This window comes from Deltaproteobacteria bacterium, assembly GCA_016709225.1.
Classification (GTDB): domain Bacteria; phylum Myxococcota_A; class Polyangia; order Nannocystales; family Nannocystaceae; genus Xiheibacterium; species Xiheibacterium phototrophicum.
Genome location: JADJEE010000001.1, coordinates 758,514 through 774,870 on the forward strand (window position 1 = coordinate 758,514; position 16,357 = coordinate 774,870).

The window sequence follows — 16,357 nt, forward strand, 5'->3', positions numbered from 1 at the left end:
CCCCCGAAAAGCCCCGATGCCCCGAACCGCCAAGGACGATAGCGCGAGTGCCCGTAGCCGCACGCCGGTGAAGGACACCTACTCGACGCACGACGTCGCGAAGATCTGCTGCGTGACGCCGACCACGGTGATCCGCTGGATCGAGGACGGCCTCATCCCGGCGTTCAAGACCGTCGGTGGCCATCGTCGCGTGCGTCGCGACGATCTCGAGCGGGTCTGTCGCGAGCGCGCCATCCCGTTCAACCTGCCGACCGGCACCGAGGTCGGTCGCATCCTCGTGGTCGACGACGAGCCGGTCGTGCTCGATCTCGTGCGCGACGTGGTGAAGGAACTCAACCACAAGTTCGACGTCGAGGTCGCGAAGGATGCGTTCGACGCCGGCCGCTTGGTGGTCGCGTTCCGCCCGCAGCTCATCTTCCTCGATCTCATGATGCCGGGCGTCGACGGCTTCGAGGTGTGTCATCGCCTCAAGAAGGACCCCGCGACCGCCAACACCGAGGTCATCGCGATCACGGGCTACTACACCGAGACCAACACCGAGCGCATCCTCGGCGCCGGCGCGGCTGCGTGCCTGCGCAAGCCGCTCGACGTCGCCGAGGTCCGCCGCCACGTGGTCGAGGCCTTCCACCTGCGCGAGCTGGGCGGCAACGCTGGGCGCCAGGCCGCGCCGCGCGAGGAGTCGTCGCGCGTGCTCATCGTGACGCAGAACGCCGACTTCCGCGCCCGCGTGCGCGACGAGCTGTCGTCGACCGAGCCGGTCGTCGAAGTACTCACGGCGCAGACCGGCGCCGATGCGCTGCTGGTCGCGCAGTCGGCCCCGCCGCACTACGTGCTGCTCAGCTTGACGGTGCCCGACGTCGAGAGCGGCGCGGTGATCGAGAAGCTCACCGCGGCCCATGCCGGCGTGCAGATCATCGCGGTCCACGACGCACCCACCGACGACATCCGGCAGGCGGCGCGGGCCGCTGGCGCGCGCATGTGCCTGCCGACCGCGGCGGTCACCGGCAGCGTCCGCGAGCTGCTCGGCGTCTGAAGCTGGGCCACGGGCTCGCGCGCGGCGGTGCGACCGGCCGGCGCGAACACGCGCGCTTCCCTCGAGGGGCGGCCGCCTCGCCGACGCGGTGGATCACCGCAAGGGTCGATGAAACGCACGCCGCCCCCGGTGCCGAAAGCTGGGGCTGCCACACGCACCCTTGATACCTTGCCATCGGGGCGAGGACCGGGAGCGATCGATGCGAAGGACACACTGCACGAACCTCGTGCTCGCGCTGGCCACGGTGGCCGGCTGCGCCGACATCCGCGACGACGGGCAGGGCGGTAGCGCCAGCTCGCCGACCACCCAGAATCCCACCGAGACCGACGGCGCGGACAGCAGCTCGAGCGGCCTGGGCACCACGGTGTCACCGGACACCGGCATGACCAAGCTGGACGTGGGGGCCGGCACCGGCAACATGACCGCCGACGACGGCGGCACCAACATGCCCGGCTGCGACAAGGTCGACTTCCTGTTCATCATCGACAACTCGGGGTCGATGGCGGACGAGCAGCAGAACCTCATCGCCAGCTTCCCGCAGTTCATCTCGACCATCCAGAACACCCTCGACGAGGCCCAGGACTACCACGTGATGGTGCTCGACACCGACGCGTGGGTGTACGCGCAGTGCCCCGGGCTGTGCGAGTTCTTCCCGTCGTGCCTGCTCAACCCCACGTTCGAGTGCAACGTCACCGAGCCGATGGAGTGCGAGGACGTGCTCGGCGCGGGCGTGACGTGGCCGCGGGGCGCCCAGGCCACCAACGCCGACTGTGCCTTCGCCACCGGCGCGCGGTACATGGACAGCGACGAGCCCGATCTCACCGCCGCCTTCGAGTGTGCGGCGCGGGTCGGCACCGGCTCCACCGAAGATCCCGAGAAGCCGATGGAGGCGATGGTCGCCGCGGTCACGCCGGGGACCCCGGCGGCGGCGTGCAACGAGGGCTTCATCCGCGACGACGCGATCCTGGTCGTCACGTTCATCACCGACGAGGATGACGATCCCTCGGATGGCTCACTCGGCACCGTCGAGGGCTGGCGCGCGGCGCTGGTCGCCGCCAAGAAGGGCGACGAGGCGGCGGTGGTGGTGCTGGGCCTGTTCGGCGACGGCGATCAGAACGGCGGCATCTGCCCGCCGTTCAACCCCGACGCGGCCAGCGGTGCGGAGCCGAGCCCGCGCCTGCGCCAGTTCGTCGATTCGTGGGGCGATCGCGGCGTCGCCGGCAGCGTCTGTGCGAACAGCTACCAGGGCTTCTTCGAGGAGGCGGTGGCGGTGATCGACACCACCTGCGACGAGTACGTGCCGCCGGCCGGCTGAGCGCCGGCGCCGACACGTGCGTCGGCGTGACCCCGGGGGGTGGGGCCACGCCGACCGCTCGGGCTCTACATCGGGATGCCGCAGAAGCCGAGGTTCTCGAGCCCCGGCATCGCCTGACCGGCGTCGAACCAGGCGATGCACTCCTGCCCGCCGCTCGCACCCGGGCACGCCGCGCTGGCGCCGGGGTCGGTGGTGTCGCAGAAGGTCGAGCAGCAGCCCGAGCTACCGGCGCAGTCGGGCACGAGCGCCGGGTTGGCGCAGAACAGGCCCGGGTCGCAGTCGTTGATGAACGCGCACGGGTCGGCGTACACGCCGGCCTCGAGCGAGGCATCGGGGCCGCACACGAACGCGTCGCCGACCGGGTAGCAGGCCTGGCCCTCGTCGCAGTCCTGCAGCAGCGGATCGCAGTTGGGCAGGCACAGGATGATCACGCCCTCGTTGGCGATCGTGCAGGTCGTGGCCGGGTCGGAGCACACCGGCGCGGCCTCGGTGCCCATGCAGAACGGCACGCAGGTGCCCATGTTGGTCTCGCCGTCGACGTCCCAGCACATCGAGCCGAGCTCGCAGTTGTCGATGCCCGACACGCCGGTGCCCTCGACGGTGCAGGTGTCACCCGGCGACGCCGCGGCCGGGTCGACCGGGCTGCAGCGAGTCGCGTTCCACGAGCCGCCGCCGTCGCTCGCCCACGGCATGCACTTCTCGCCGTCGGGACAGTCCTGGGCCCAGATGTCGCACTCGTTGTTCTGCCCGGCACCGTCCGGGTCTTGGATGAAGCCCATCGTGATGCCGCCCATGGTCATCTCGCCGGTGCTGTCGCCGGTGTCCATGGCGCCCGTGGTGGTGGCGTCGGTGGGGTCGGTGCTGTTGCCGCTGTTGCCGCTGTTGCCGGAGCTGCTCTCCTCGTTGCCGCCCTCGGCGCTGGCCGAGGCACTGGCCGAGCCCTCGCTCGCACCGGCGTCGGTCTTCGTGCCGCAGCCGGAGGCCGCGATGGCGGGGAGCAGGGCGAGGAGCAAGGAGAGTCGAGTCGTCCGCATCGTCGGTGTCTTTCTGCGCGGCAGCGGCGATTCGGTCGCTGGCATCGACGGGCGTCTCGCACCCGTCGGCCCAAGCGGCCGTCCGGGCCAAGCCCCGCTCGGCCGCACTCGCTCCGCGCCTGACGAGCATGCCGTCGGCGCGTTAGGAATGCAATGAATTTTGTTCGAATCACCCGACTTCGCATGTGAGTCGACGGCATCGAACGCTGCCGTGTTTGCAAGACCGGACACGATGTCCGAAGTTGGGACGGCCGCCGCGAACCCGCTCACGCGTCGGCGGGGGGCCGTTCCAGGAGGGCCAGCGCGAGCACCTCGTCGATGCCCGACACGAAGTGCAGCGTGACGCCGTCGCGCACCGCGGCGGGGATCTCCGGCTCGTCCTTGCGGTTGCCGTGGGGCAGCACGACGTCGCGGATGCCGGCGCGGTGGGCGGCGAGCACCTTCTCGCGCACACCACCGATCGGCAGCACCTTGCCGCGCAAGGTGATCTCGCCGGTCATCGCGAGATCCGTGCGCACTGGCCGACCGGTGAGGGTCGAGACCAGTGCGGTCGTCACCGTGATGCCGCCGCTCGGTCCGTCCTTGGGCACGCCGCCGTCGGGGAAGTGCACGTGCACGTCGCGGTCGCGCAGGAACATGCGGTCGATGCCGAACGACTCCGCGCGGCTGCGCACCAGCGACAGCGCGGTCTCGGCCGACTCGCGCATGACCTCGCCGAGTCGGCCGGTGAGGCGCACGTGGCCGTCGCCGGGCGTGGTCGCGGCCTCGACGAACAGCAGGCGGCCGCCGACCGGGGTCCAGCCCAGCCCGACCGCGGTGCCGACGCTCGGCTGCTTGTCGAGGATCTCGTCGTGGTAGCGCGCGGGGCCCAGCACGCGCGCGAGGTCTTCGACGGTGATCGGCGCACCGGTGGCCGCACCCTCGGCCATCGACATCGCGGTGTCGCGGAGCAGCGCCTCGACCTCGCGCTGCAGGTTTCGCACGCCCGACTCGCGGGTGTAGAGCACCACCAGCGCCTCGAGCACGTCGTCGGAGATCGGCACCGCCCCGGCCGCGAGGCCGTGCTCGGCGATCGCCCGCGGGACCAGGTAGTCGCGGGCGATGGCGACCTTCTCGGCGATGGTGTAGCCGGTCAGCTCGATGATCTCGAGGCGGTCGCGCAGGACCACGGGGATCGGGCCCAGGTCGTTGGCGGTGCACACGAAGATGACCTTCGAGAGGTCGTAGCCGCAGCCGAGGTAGTGGTCCTCGAAGGCCGCGTTCTGCTCGGGGTCGAGCGCCTCGAGCAGGGCCCCCGCGGGATCGCCACGGAGGTCCGGCGCCGCGAGCTTGTCGATCTCGTCGAGCAGGAACACCGGGTTGGTCGAGCCGGCGCGCCGCATCGACTGCAGGATGCGTCCCGGCAGCGCGCCGACGTAGGTGCGCCGATGGCCGCGGATCTCGGCGTCGTCGCGGACGCCACCCAGTGACGCGCGCACGAACTTGCGGCCCAGCGCGCTCGCGATGCTGCGGCCGAGCGAGGTCTTGCCGACGCCCGGGGGCCCGACCAGGCAGAGGATCGGCCCGCGCTTGCCAGGCGCGAGCTTGCGGACGCCGAGGTATTCGATGAGGCGCTTCTTCACCTTCTCGAGGCCGTAGTGCTCGCGCTCGAGCAGGTCGCGCGCGGCGGCGATGTCGACCACGTCCGGCCGGGTCTGGCTCGCGCCCCACGGAAGATCCGCGACCAGCTCCAGCCAGGTGCGACTGATGGTGGCCTCACCGCTCTGCGGGTTCATGCGGCGCAGGCGGCCGAGCTCCCGATCCGCCAGCGCACGGGCCTCGGCGGTGAGCTCCGCCAAGCCGATGCGCTGCTCGAGCTCGTCGATCCAGTGCTCGTCCTCCTCGGCCTCGCCGAGCTCCGAGCGGATCGCCCGCAGCTTGTGTCGCAGCAGCGCCTCTTGCTCGTGGCGCGAGAGGTGCTCGCGCACGTGGCGGTCGAGGTCGCGACGCACTTGCAGCACGTGCACGCGGTGACTGAGGAACTCGATGACCTTGCGCAGCCGCTCGCTGATCTGCAGCTCGTGGAGGATGTCGACGATCTCGCCGTGCTCGAGCCCGACGTGGGCGGCGGCGAGGTCGGCCACGGTCGCGGGCGCGCGCTCGGCCAGCAGCACCGCCAGCGCCTGCGCGCGGGTGCGGTTCTTGCTGCTGGTGGCCTGCAGGCTCTCGTACTGCTTCACCAGGTCTTGCAGCGCGCCGGTGTACGCATACGCGAGGGTCGGGTCGCCCATGGTCTCGTGGGCGCGCTGGAACTGTGCGTCGCAGCGGCTCGCGCCGACCTCGACGTCGAGGATGCGGACGCGCTCGATGCCGCGAACCACCGCGGTCATGCGGCCCGGCATGCCCTGCAGGGCCTGGGTGATCTCCGCGAGCACGCCGATGGGGTGGAGATCGTCACGGCGCGGTCGCTCGACCATCGCGTCTCGGTGGGTGGCGACCACCACGAGGTTCTGCAGCGGATCGTCGCTGCCGCGCTCGCGCGCGCGTCGGACCGCGTCGACCGAGGCCGCGCGCCCGAGCTCGACCGGCTGCGCGAGCCCGGGCAGCAGCGTCAGGGTACGCAGCGGCAGCAGCGGCAGCACACCGGCGCGGGGGCGCACGACGGGCGGCTGATTCGGCGGCTGATTCGGCGGGGGAGCCATGCGCGCGGCAGTCTACCACCCTGACCGAGCGCGCGGACGCGGCGCAAGGTGGTGGGCACTTCGCCGGCGCGCGTCGTCACCCACGCTCGCCGCTTTGGGCTATCACTGCAGTCGCGTGGACCAACGCGGGCCCCACTCGCATGGTGTGTCGACTCCGTCGATGGCCGCGGCCGTGGCGTTGGTCGGGCTCGCGTCGTGGATCGCCGCGCCGTGGCCGAGCGCTGCGTGGGGCGTGTTCCCACTGGCGTGCGTGCTGTTGCTGACCGCGAGCTGGCACGCCACGCGGCTGTCGCTGCCGCCGTCGTCGTGGCCGGCGATGCTGGCCGCGCGGGGGTCGACGCTGCGCGTGTCGCTCGTGCTCGCGACCGGCTACGCGAGCGTGGTGTTCGCCGCCGTCGCGCTGGGGATCGTCGGGCAGCTGCTCGTCGCGTTCCCCGGCTGCGTGCCTTCGGTGGTGCTGGTGGCGGTGGCGCTGCCGCTGGCCGATCGTCTGGGGCGCGCGCGCGCGGTGGTGCCGGCGGTGGCGCTCGCGTTCGCGGTGATCGGCGCGCGGTACGAGGCGCAGGGCCCCGATGCGCGCGGGCAGGCGTGGGGCGGGCCGATCCACGGCATCCATCCGTTCCAGACCACCGCGGTGATGATCGACGGGCTGGGCCCGTTCGACATCGCGATCAACGACTACGTCGAGCCCGCCGGCGGCCGCGGCTACGATCCGATCGCGCTGGCGGCCGCGCTCGAGCTCGCCTTCGATCGCATCGCCGAGCTGCACTTCGCCGACGGCCCCGAGCGGGCCCGGGTGGCCTTCGCCGAGGCCACCGCGGAGGCCTTCGCGAGCGCACCCGTGCACGAGCGCATCGATCGCGATCCGGCCGAGTCGGAGCACTGGCGCCTGTGGGTGCGCTCGGGCACCACGGGTGCGCGCTCGCGGGTGGAGTTCGTGTGCCCCGGCCGTCGCGACGAGCCCGCCGGTGCGCCGCCCGACAACCTCACGATGCGGATGTGCCCGGACAAGTACGCGTCGGAGGCCAGCGCGGGGCTCGGCGTCACCGGGCGCTGGCCCGGCTACGCCGAGCAGCGCGGCCACGAGCGTCTGGGCCTGTCGCGACTGCTCGGTCGCACGCGCAGCGACGACGCCGTCGGTGCGGCGTGGCTGCGTGCGGAGCGTTGGCTGTGGGTGGCGTTGCTGCTGCTGCCGATCGCCGCCGCGACGTTGCTGCGTGGCGGTCGTGCGGCGGCGTCGTGGGTCGCGACCGCGGCGTGGTCGGTGCTGCCGCTGGCGCTCGCGCTCTTGCTCGGCGTGCTCGGCCGGTCGCCGCGACTGCCGGCGTGGGTGCACGCTCCCGACGGCGCGCGCGCGTGGGCGTGGTCGAACGTGGTGGCCATCGATGCGCCGACCTGGCTCGCGGCGCTGGCGTGGCCGGCAATCGCGGGTGTGCTGGCGTGGTGGGAGCCGGGGCGGCCGGCCGGCGGTGGCCCGCGTCGTCGTGGTCGCGCGTGGCCGTGGTGGCTCGCGGCGTTGGTGCTGGCGTGCGCGGGCACCAGCGACGCGCTCGCGTTCGCACCGCGCTGGCACGGCGGCATCGCGGGCATCGAGCCGGTGGTGCTCGCGCTCGCCGACGCGATCGCGACGCGACTGGGCATCGACGTGCTCACGGCCGAGGCCGTCGTCGCGGCCGCGGTCGCGGTGCCGCTGACGACGCTCGCGACCGCGTTGATCGCGGGCTGCGGGCGTGCGGCCGCGGGCTCCGGCGGCGCTGCGCCGAGCGCGTCGCGGGCCCCGCTGGTGATCGTCGCGGTGACCGTGTTGGTGGCCGCGCTGGCGTGGTCGCGTAAGACCGACGGTGGACTCGCGTTGATCCCCGCGGCGCTCGGCGTTGCACTCGTGATGGGCAGTGGGCTCGTCCGTGTGGCGGCCCGCGGCGTCTGGCCCCGTCGTCGTGTCGGCACCTTCGCAGCACTCGCGCACGCATCGTGGATCTCGATCGGTCTCGGGCTCGTCGTGTCCGTGCTCGCGCGGGCCGATGGCGACCCCGCGCGGTGGATCTACGGGCTCGTCGCGATCGTCGCGGTGCTGCTGGCCGGCGTGGCGCTGCTGCGCGGCGATCCCGAGCCCTCGGAGGCCGCCGGTCCGCCCGCGGCGGCTTCGGGCGGGACGCCGCCTCCCGCGTGATGGCCCGCGCCCGCGAACCGCCCGGGCCGCTTGAGCCCTTGCGGCCGCGACGCTACCATCCCGCGGCCATACCCATGGCGCCTGCGGCGAACGCCCACGCTCCTCGCTCGACTCTCTCCGTTGCTCCGCACTGACCGCGATACCCATGTCGACCGCGACCAAGCCCCACGTCCTCACCCGCGCCTTGACCCTGGCGGTCGCACTCGGCGTGGCCCTGCCGCCGGCCGCGGTCGTGGCCGCGCCCGCCAAGACCGCGGCGCCCGCCACCGACGGTCGCACCATCGCGTTGCTGCGCTTCTCGGGCTCGTCGACCAGTGACGTGCGCTCGGGCGTGCAAGGGGCGCTCGAAGAGAAGGGCTACACGATCAAGTCGGTCGCGCTCGATCTCGCCGCCGCCGGTGCGAAGGTGAAGTGCAAGGGCGAACCCGGCAGCCCCGAGTGCCTCGCAGCGGTCGGCAAGTGGCTGAACAGCAACCCCAAGACCGCCGCCGACTACATCATCCACGGTCGCTACGTCGCGGGCTCGCCCAACCGCGTCGAGATCGTCGTCTACGACGTCGCCAAGGCCACCACCGTCAGCAGCTTCGACGCGGCGCTGATCGAGAACGACCTCATCGCGCCGGTGGTGCTGCCGCCCGCGCTGGTCAAGTCGATCCAGGACTACCTCCAGGCGCCCGATCCGATCACGCCCGAGGAGCAGAAGCTCGTCGCCGAGCTCGACGAGCCCGAGAAGACCCAAGAGGAGATCGCGGCCGAGGCCAAGGCGATCGAGGACGCCGAGCGTGCTGCGGCCGAGGCCGCCGCGCGCGGGCAGGAGATCGACACCAGCAACATCAAGGTCGACCTGCGCGCGGACTTCAAGGACTTCTGCCGCACCGGCCCCCGCAACAAGCGCAAGTCCAAGGAGGATCCGAAGGACCTGCGCCCGAGCTGCAAGCGTGGCCCGGTGTTCGGCTACTGGCAGCCCCGTGCATGGGTCGCGCTCGGTCTCACGATCGGCGCCGGCCTGGGCACCATCGCGCTGTACAGCGCAGCATTGGCCGCCCGCGGCGACTACAAGGACTCCACCGACGCCCTCGATGCCTACGTGAAGGCGGCCGGCGGCGATCCCCGTCGCGATCCGCAGTACGCCACCCACAACGGTCAGAGCTACGACGCGCTGGCCACCGAGGTCAGCCGCACCGGCTCGGTCGTGCGGCAGCGCGCCATCATCGGCGACGTGCTGCTCGGCACCACCGTGCTGCTCACCGGCGTGCTCGCGATCATCATCTCGCAGGACCGCGGCGACGCGAAGGCGTACATCAAGCAGGAGAAGGGCCTGCGCGCCATCGGCAGCAACCTCCGCGTCGGCCCCATGATGACCCGCCAGGGCGGCGGCATGGGCCTGCATCTGAAGTTCTAGCGGCCGCGGGGCCGAAAGGTGGCGTCAGCGGACGTCGGCGCGGCGGCTCGCGGACGTCGGCGCGCGATCCGGGGGCGCGCCGTCACGACGACGCGCCGCCGGTCTCGGTTGCGCTACACGTGGCGGTTGATGAAGTCGGCGAGCTTGGCCTTGCTGCCGGGGTTGCCCACCATCTGATCGACGACCTTGCCGCCCTTGAACATGAGCAGCGTCGGGATCGATCGGATCTGGTAGTTGGTCGCGGTCTGCTCGTTCTCGTCGACGTTGAGCTTGACGATGCGGACCTTGCCCGCGAGCTCACCGGCCAGCGCCTCGAGGTGCGGCGCGATCGCACGGCAGGGGCCACACCACACCGCCCAGAAGTCGACCAGCACGGGGGTGTTGGCGTCGAGCACGTCCTGCTTGAAGCTGGCGTCGCTGACGTGAGAGATGGATTCGGACATCGTTCGTTTCCTCTCGCGGTACGACCGTCCCAGCGTGCGTTGCGAGCAGGCTCGGGCGGTTTCGCGGGCGCCAAGCATGGGGCGATCGGCCAGCGGGTGCAAGGTGTGGACGGGACCCTCGGGCCGGGACTATCTTCACACCGCGCTTCGCCCCCCCTCGTCGTCGGGGGCGCCAGGACGAAGCGCATGGTCTCCCGATCCAACGCCATGCCGCGCATCTACGTTTCACAAGCGCTGCTCGATCGTTGGCTCGCCTCCGGCCGCGTCCGCCTCGACGGCGATCTGCTGCGCCTGCCCGCCGAGGCTGGCGGCATCTCGCTCTACCTCAGCCCTGCGGTGGCGTTCGAGCGCCTCGAGGGTGCGCAGAGCGATCCGCATCAGCTGGTCGGGAGCGTCCGCGGCGCGCAGGAGCTGGCGCAGATGGGCGCGGAGCTGTACGACACCTCGGTGGTGTTGGGCGAGTGCGCGTACTCGGTGCGGCCCGGGTTCCTCGCGATCCCCGTGGGCGAGGGCGGCGTCGAGGCCCTTTTCGAGCCGGTCCGCTGGTCGCACCTGGCGGCGCTGCTGACGGCGCTGCCCGGGTAGCGCCGGGCCGAGCTTGCGGGACCGCGCGCGCGCGCGACATGATGGGTCGAACGTCGCATGTTGCTGCTGCTCTTCATCGCCGCCGCGCTCTTCTATGGCGCGGCCACCTTCGCGTACGGGGCCGAGGCCGGCGAGCCACGCGAGCCCGGCCGTGACGGGCCGAGCGTGATGCGTCGTCGTGCGCGACCGCTGCTCAGCATCGCCGCGCTGCTGCATACCGCCCTCATCGGGCTGCAGTGTGTCGACGGCGATCATCCGCTGAAGAACATCTATCTCGCGACCAGCTTCGGCGCGCTGGTGGCCGCGCTCGGCTACCTCGCGCTCTCGCGCGGGCGCCCACTCGACGCGCTCGGGGCCGTGATGGCACCGGTCGGCCTGTGCGGTCTGGCGCTGGGCATGGCGTTCTCCAGCGTCAGCGGGGCCACGCTGCCGACCGGCGGCGGCATCGCGAGCGCCCACGTCGCGTTCGCGTCGGGCGGCCTGGCCGGCTTCACGCTGGCCGCCGCGGTCGCCGGTCTCTACCTGGTGACCGAGCGTCGCCTGCGTCGCAAGCAGTTCCGCGCCATGCAGGGCACGATGTCGCTCACCGGCCTCGATCGCCTGCACCACCGCCTGGTGCTGTTGGTGACGCCGGTGTTCACGCTGGCGATCGTCACCGGCGTGCTGTGGATCCTGCAGGGCGGCGGGCCGCACATGCTGCAGGGCCGGGTGTTCGAGATCGTCGCCGCGTTCGTCGCGTGGCTGGCCTCGATCGCCTTGCTGGTCATGCGCGCGGCGTGGGGCTCGAGGGGCCGCAGCTCGGCGTGGCTGACGATCGCGGCGTTCATCGCGGTGGTGCTCATCGTCGTCAGCTACGGAGTGCGCGGGTGAGCGGCGACATCATCGCGGTCGGCTTGAACCACAAGAGCGCGCCCGTCGAGCTGCGCGAGCAGCTCGCGATCGGCGACGAGGACCACGCCCGCGTGCTGCAGGGCCTGCGCGAGCGGGCCGACCTCGCCGAGGCGATGGTGGTCTCGACCTGCAACCGCGTCGAGATCTACGCGGTGCCGGGCCGCGGTAGCCTGCCGCATCACGTGATGCCGCTGCTCGCCGAGCTGCAGCGCACCGACGGCACGCCACTGCACGAGCACGCGTTCGTGCGGACCGCCACCGATGCCGCGCGCCACATCTTCCGCGTGACCGCGAGCCTCGAGAGCCTGGTGGTGGGGGAGCCGCAGATCCTCGGGCAGGTCAAGGATGCGTTCGACCGCGCGCGCGAGCACGGCAGCATCGGCCCGGTGCTCGATCGCTGCATGAGCCTGGCGTTCAAGTCGGCCAAGCGGGTGCGCTCGGAGACCGAGATCGCCCGCGGCGCGGCCAACGTGTCGTCGGTCGCGGTCGACCTCGCGCGCAGCATCTTCGGCGAGCTCACGGGCTGCATGGCGCTGGTGGTCGGCGCCGGCGAGATGGCCGAGCAGGCCGCGGTGCACCTGCAGAGCGGCGGCGTCGCCGAGATCGCGGTGGTGAACCGCTCGGCGGCGCGCGGCGAGGTGTTGGCCGAGAAGGTCAACGGGCACTACGAGCCCTGGGATCGACTCGCCGCCGAGCTCGTGCGCGCCGACATCGTGATCGCGAGCACCGGAGCGACCGTGCCGGTCATCGATCGCGCGCTGCTCAAGCCGGTGGTCAAGTCGCGCCGTGGTCGGCCGCTGTTCCTGGTCGACATCGCGGTGCCGCGCGACGTCGCGGCCGACGTCGCGGGCATGCCACAGGTGTTCGTCTACAACGTCGACGACCTGCAGCAGATCGTCCACGACAACATGCGATCGCGCCGTGGCGAGGCCGAGCGCGCGGCGGCGATGGTCGAGGAGGAGGTCGCCGGCTTCCTGCAGTGGCTGCGCACGCGCACCGTCGGCCCCATGCTCGGACAGCTGCAGGCGTTCGGTCGCGAGGTCGCCGAGGCCGAGCTGCGCAAGGTGCTGCCCAAGCTGGGCGCGCTGTCGCCCGAGCAGCAGGCGGCGGTCGAGCAGCTCGCGCGCGCGGTGGTGCAGAAGCTTCTGCACCGGCCGATGGCCAGCGTTCGCAAGGCCGGTGGCGATGGTGCCGGCGGCAGCTTCGATGCGGTCGCGCTGGCCGAGGCGCTGGCGCAGGCGTTCGAGCTGCAGGAGCCCGCAGTCACGCCGGTGCCGTCACCCACCCCCGCGGTCGCCGAGGGCTCCTAGCGCCCCTTTTGCCGCCCCCGTCTTCGTCCGATCACGACACCACCGATGAACGCACCTCGATCGACCCTGCGCATCGCCACCCGCGGCTCCGAGCTCGCGCTGTGGCAGGCCCACTTCGTACGCGACACGCTGCGGCGCCTGCACGGTGAGGCGCTGGAGGTCGAGCTGGTGGTCGTCACCACCGACGGCGACCGCATCCAGGATCGACCGCTGCACGAGGTCGGCGGCAAGGGCCTGTTCGTGAAGGCGATCGAGGAGCGGCTGCTGGCCGGCGAGGCCGAGCTGGCGGTCCACAGCATGAAGGACCTGCCGGCCGAGCTGCCGCGCGAGCTGGTGATCGCTGCGACCCCGCCGCGCGAGGACCCGCGCGACGCCCTCGTCGGGGCCGCGGGCGCGAGCTTGGCCGAGCTGCCCGCCGGCACGCGCGTCGGCACCGGCAGCCTGCGCCGCGCGGCCCTGGTCGCGCGCATCAACCCGACGGTGAAGGTGATGCCGCTGCGGGGCAACGTCCCCACGCGGGTGCGCAAGGTCGACGACGGCGAGCTCGACGCGGTGATCCTCGCGGGCGCGGGCCTGCGTCGGCTCGGTCTGCACGCGCGCATCAGCGAGTTCATCGACGTCGAGCGCATGTGTCCGTCGCCGACGCAGGGCATCCTCGCGCTGCAGTGCCGGCGCGACGATCCGCGCACGCAGGCCCTGGTCGCACCCATGTCCGACCCGACCGCGGCGGTGCAGGCCGCCGCCGAGCGCGGCTTCCTGCAGCGCCTGCAGGCCGGCTGCACGGTGCCGGTGGGCGCCTACGCGGAGCTGCTCGGCGACGAGGTGCGCGTGCGCGGGATCATCGTCGGCGACGGCGGCGAGCCCTACTTCGCGGCGGCCGAGCGCGGCCCCGCGAGCGAGGCCGCGGCAATCGGCGCGCGGCTGGCCGAGGCGCTGCTCGACATGGGCGCGCACGTGGTGCTCTCGCGCTAGCGCGGCGCCGACCGCTCGACCCCGGCGTCGGGGCGCACCAGCGCGTCGTCGATCCACCGCTGCAGCCACGCGACGACCTGCTCGGGGCTTCGGCCCTCGCACAGCTCGTCGAATGCACAGCCGCCGCGCAGGCGTGACAGCGCGTCGGCCTCGTCGTCGTCGAGCTCGCGGACCATGACCGCCAGCTGCTCGCGCCACACCAGCACCGCTCGCGCGACACCCGGGGACGGCAGCGGCAGCGTGTCCGCGTCGGCGTCGAAGGCCCGCCACATCGCCAGGAACGGCAACTCGGTGCGCTCGATCGCCACGCTCGGCATGCTCGCCAGGCGCAGCGACGGCCACGCCTCCGGCGGTCGCGCGAGCAGCTCGGCGCGAGCCAGCGGCGCGTCCGGCTGGGGCACGTCGAGCGCCCGCACCATCGCCCACTCGATCGCCGCCACGCCGGCGAGCCCGGGCACGCGCAGGCCCTCGGCGTGGGCGGCCACGAAGGCGGGCAGGCGCGCGCCGAAGCGGCGGATGTCGGGGTCCTGCGACGGGCACTGCCACACGTAGTCGGTCGCGAGGTTGCGGAAGCGGTCGGGTCCGAGCAGCCGCGCGAGCAGGCCGAAGTGATCGCGCAGCACGTCGTGCAGGCGCCAGAAGTAGGCCTCGGCGTAGACCTCCATGCGCGCGCGTCGATCGAACGCCGGGGTCTCGGCGAAGGCGGCCTCGAACGCGGCCCGCGTGGCGTCGTCGGACTCGCGTAGGAAGTCGTCGATGCCGGTCGGCCACCGGATCGCGCGCCAGAACAGCGCCTGCAGCTCGGCCAACGTCACCGCACGACGCTCCCCAGCGCCGCGGCCTCGTTGGCCTGCGCGCGCGCGGCTTGGGCGGCCAGCTGAGGCCACGGCGGGACCTCGTCGTCCCACTCGACGATGGTGGTGATCGGGCCGTGGCGGCGCACGACCTGCGCGTGCAGCTGCCACACCGCCTCGGGCACCGCACCGCGGTGGGAGTCGAACTTGTAGTGCCCGCGATCGGTGTGGTTCGCCAGGTGCAGCTGCACGATGCGCTCACCCGGCAGCGCGTCGATGTATCGCGCGGGGTCGAACTCGAAGTTGGTCGCGCTCACCAGCACGTTGTTGACGTCGAGCAGCAGCCAGGCATCGGCCCGTCGCGCGACCTCGGCCACGAACTCCCACTCCGGCATGGTGCTGTGGCGGTAGCCGACGTAGCTCGAGACGTTCTCGAGCACGAGCCGTCGGTGCAGGCGCTCCTGCACCTGCAGCACGCGCGCGACCACGTGCGCGAGCGCCTCCTCGGTGTAGGGCAGCGGCAACAGGTCGTGGGCGTGGTGGTGGCCGAGCGCGCCCCAGCACAGGTGATCGCCGACCCACGCCGGCTGGATGCGATCGACCAGCGTTTCGAGCCGCGCGAGGTAGTCCTCGCGCGGCGGCGTGACCGAGCCGATCGCGAGCGACACGCCGTGCAGCACCACCTCGGCGTCGGCGCGGACGCGCTCGAGCACCACCATCGGTCGTCCGCCGCCGCCGAAGAAGTTCTCGCTGATGGCCTCGACCACCGGCACCCCGAGCCCCTCGCCGAGCGCACGATCGAAGTGGGGCACCCGCAGGCCCACGCCGTGGCCGAGATGTCGTCGGGGGAGCTCGCGCATGGCAGACGGCGGCCTCGGGCACCCGGCATCGTCCGGGCGGCAGGGAAACCATGCCCGATGTCGGCGCCGTCGCCCGCCGCAATTCCTCGCGCTTGCGCGGGCCGGAGGGATTGCGTAACAACGCCGGCAGCCGGCGATTACCCCACCGCAGCCCCGGTCTCCGACGGGGGACGAAGCGCCCCTCCTGGCAGGGGGCATCGCCGGCTCGAACGACCCGAACCACCCACGAGACAGCCGACCATGCGCAACCTCTTCTTCGTCACCCTCGGAGTCCTCGGGCTCGCCTTCTCCGCCTGCGAGAAGTCCTCGCAACCCACCACGCCGCCGCCGGGCGACACCGCCGGAGCCGTCGGGGGCGAGGGCGCCACCACCGAGGCCGCCGAGGGTGGTGCGGCCGAGGGTGGCGCGTCGGGCGACGGTGGCGGCGCGACCGAGCCGGGCGCGCCTGGGGTCGCCTGGCACGACAAGACCCACAAGCAGCGCATGGAGTTCATGGGACTCGAGGTGCTGCCGAAGATGAAGAAGTCGTTCCAGGCCTACGACGCCAGCGGCTTCGGCACCTTCAAGTGCGAGACCTGCCACGGCAAGAGCGGCAAGGACAAGGGCTACGAGATGCCCAACGATCTGATGGGCCTCGACAAGGCCGATCCGATCAAGAGCGGCAAGGACTACGACGAGAAGGTCACCAAGTTCATGGTCGAGCAGGTCGTGCCCGAGATGGCCGCGATCATGGGCGAGAAGGTCGACAACGTCGGGGCCTACTGCATGGAGTGCCACCCGGCGAACTAGCGGCGTCGCCGCGGCGGTCGGGGCGGTCCCACGTGTGGACCGTCCGGGCCGAGGTGCTGCGACGCGCGTACGACAGGA

At 72.3% G+C, this 16,357-nt stretch carries 14 protein-coding genes; 9 read left to right on the forward strand and 5 right to left on the reverse strand.

Annotated features, from left to right (window positions below):
- Positions 1 to 16 precede the first annotated feature (16 nt).
- Positions 17 to 1,033 carry a response regulator gene (locus IPH07_03175; protein MBK6916381.1) on the forward strand — a complete coding sequence of 339 codons (1,017 nt, stop codon included), beginning with the start codon at positions 17 to 19 and terminating at the stop codon, positions 1,031 to 1,033.
- Positions 1,034 to 1,232: 199 nt separating this feature from the next.
- Positions 1,233 to 2,348 carry a hypothetical protein gene (locus IPH07_03180; protein MBK6916382.1) on the forward strand — a complete coding sequence of 372 codons (1,116 nt, stop codon included), beginning with the start codon at positions 1,233 to 1,235 and terminating at the stop codon, positions 2,346 to 2,348.
- Between the two features lie 65 nt (positions 2,349 to 2,413).
- Here the strand turns inward: IPH07_03180 and IPH07_03185 are convergent, their stop codons facing one another.
- Together IPH07_03185 and lon are read right to left on the reverse strand one after the other, a co-directional pair.
- A complete protein-coding gene (locus tag IPH07_03185) occupies positions 2,414 to 3,382 on the reverse strand; it encodes a ribulose phosphate epimerase (protein ID MBK6916383.1) in 969 nt (322 codons plus the stop codon).
- Between the two features lie 266 nt (positions 3,383 to 3,648).
- Positions 3,649 to 6,063: an endopeptidase La gene (gene lon / locus IPH07_03190; GenBank protein ID MBK6916384.1), complete on the reverse strand. Its 2,415-nt coding sequence runs from the start codon at positions 6,061 to 6,063 to the stop codon at positions 3,649 to 3,651.
- 160 nt (positions 6,064 to 6,223) lie between these two features.
- Between lon and IPH07_03195 the strand changes: the two genes are divergently transcribed.
- Together IPH07_03195 and IPH07_03200 are read left to right on the forward strand one after the other, a co-directional pair.
- Positions 6,224 to 8,233 (forward strand): hypothetical protein, encoded by a 2,010-nt coding sequence (locus IPH07_03195; protein MBK6916385.1) that lies wholly within the window; start codon positions 6,224 to 6,226, stop codon positions 8,231 to 8,233.
- Positions 8,234 to 8,378: 145 nt separating this feature from the next.
- The gene (locus IPH07_03200) at positions 8,379 to 9,635 is read left to right on the forward strand and encodes a hypothetical protein (protein ID MBK6916386.1); all 1,257 of its coding nucleotides are present in this window, start codon (positions 8,379 to 8,381) and stop codon (positions 9,633 to 9,635) included.
- A 113-nt stretch (positions 9,636 to 9,748) separates the two neighbouring features.
- On the opposite strand, the gene trxA is transcribed toward IPH07_03200, so the two are convergent.
- Positions 9,749 to 10,078: a thioredoxin gene (gene trxA, locus IPH07_03205; protein ID MBK6916387.1), complete on the reverse strand. Its 330-nt coding sequence runs from the start codon at positions 10,076 to 10,078 to the stop codon at positions 9,749 to 9,751.
- 186 nt (positions 10,079 to 10,264) lie between these two features.
- Between trxA and IPH07_03210 the strand changes: the two genes are divergently transcribed.
- Genes IPH07_03210 through hemC form a run of 4 tightly spaced genes read left to right on the forward strand, consistent with a single transcriptional unit; the run spans position 10,265 to position 13,836 of the window.
- Entirely contained in the window at positions 10,265 to 10,663 is a 399-nt protein-coding gene (locus IPH07_03210; GenBank protein ID MBK6916388.1) for a hypothetical protein, read from the forward strand.
- 57 nt (positions 10,664 to 10,720) lie between these two features.
- Complete coding sequence (gene ccsA / locus IPH07_03215) at positions 10,721 to 11,533, forward strand: cytochrome c biogenesis protein CcsA (protein MBK6916389.1); 813 nt, start codon at positions 10,721 to 10,723, stop codon at positions 11,531 to 11,533.
- A complete protein-coding gene (locus tag IPH07_03220; GenBank protein MBK6916390.1) occupies positions 11,530 to 12,864 on the forward strand; it encodes a glutamyl-tRNA reductase in 1,335 nt (444 codons plus the stop codon). Before ccsA ends, IPH07_03220 begins: the two co-directional genes overlap by 4 nt.
- A gap of 45 nt (positions 12,865 to 12,909) precedes the next feature.
- Entirely contained in the window at positions 12,910 to 13,836 is a 927-nt protein-coding gene (gene hemC / locus IPH07_03225) for a hydroxymethylbilane synthase (GenBank protein MBK6916391.1), read from the forward strand.
- Here hemC and IPH07_03230 read toward each other — a convergent pair.
- On the reverse strand, positions 13,833 to 14,651 hold the full coding sequence (locus IPH07_03230; GenBank protein MBK6916392.1) for a putative DNA-binding domain-containing protein: 819 nt from the start codon (positions 14,649 to 14,651) through the stop codon (positions 13,833 to 13,835). The two genes, hemC and IPH07_03230, sit on opposite strands and share 4 nt — an antisense overlap.
- Entirely contained in the window at positions 14,648 to 15,490 is an 843-nt protein-coding gene (locus IPH07_03235; protein ID MBK6916393.1) for a DUF692 domain-containing protein, read from the reverse strand. The genes IPH07_03230 and IPH07_03235 overlap by 4 nt, the downstream gene beginning before the upstream one ends.
- A gap of 240 nt (positions 15,491 to 15,730) precedes the next feature.
- On the opposite strand from IPH07_03235, the gene IPH07_03240 reads away from it, so the two are divergent.
- Positions 15,731 to 16,279, forward strand: coding sequence for a hypothetical protein (locus IPH07_03240; protein ID MBK6916394.1), 549 nt, complete (start codon positions 15,731 to 15,733; stop codon positions 16,277 to 16,279).
- The last annotated feature ends 78 nt before the right edge of the window (positions 16,280 to 16,357 follow it).

What these genes read in the sequence shown, in the direction of transcription:
- IPH07_03210 (MBK6916388.1), top strand. Translation starts at nt 10,265, where the DNA reads ATGGTCTCCCGATCCAACGCCATGCCGCGCATCTACGTTTCACAAGCG.
- IPH07_03240 (MBK6916394.1), top strand. Translation starts at nt 15,731, where the DNA reads ATGCGCAACCTCTTCTTCGTCACCCTCGGAGTCCTCGGGCTCGCCTTC.
- IPH07_03185 (MBK6916383.1), bottom strand. Translation starts at nt 3,382, where the DNA reads ATGCGGACGACTCGACTCTCCTTGCTCCTCGCCCTGCTCCCCGCCATC.
- IPH07_03175 (MBK6916381.1), top strand. Translation starts at nt 17, where the DNA reads ATGCCCCGAACCGCCAAGGACGATAGCGCGAGTGCCCGTAGCCGCACG.
- ccsA (MBK6916389.1), top strand. Translation starts at nt 10,721, where the DNA reads ATGTTGCTGCTGCTCTTCATCGCCGCCGCGCTCTTCTATGGCGCGGCC.
- trxA (MBK6916387.1), bottom strand. Translation starts at nt 10,078, where the DNA reads ATGTCCGAATCCATCTCTCACGTCAGCGACGCCAGCTTCAAGCAGGAC.
- IPH07_03235 (MBK6916393.1), bottom strand. Translation starts at nt 15,490, where the DNA reads ATGCGCGAGCTCCCCCGACGACATCTCGGCCACGGCGTGGGCCTGCGG.
- hemC (MBK6916391.1), top strand. Translation starts at nt 12,910, where the DNA reads ATGAACGCACCTCGATCGACCCTGCGCATCGCCACCCGCGGCTCCGAG.
- IPH07_03180 (MBK6916382.1), top strand. Translation starts at nt 1,233, where the DNA reads ATGCGAAGGACACACTGCACGAACCTCGTGCTCGCGCTGGCCACGGTG.
- lon (MBK6916384.1), bottom strand. Translation starts at nt 6,063, where the DNA reads ATGGCTCCCCCGCCGAATCAGCCGCCGAATCAGCCGCCCGTCGTGCGC.
- IPH07_03200 (MBK6916386.1), top strand. Translation starts at nt 8,379, where the DNA reads ATGTCGACCGCGACCAAGCCCCACGTCCTCACCCGCGCCTTGACCCTG.
- IPH07_03195 (MBK6916385.1), top strand. Translation starts at nt 6,224, where the DNA reads ATGGCCGCGGCCGTGGCGTTGGTCGGGCTCGCGTCGTGGATCGCCGCG.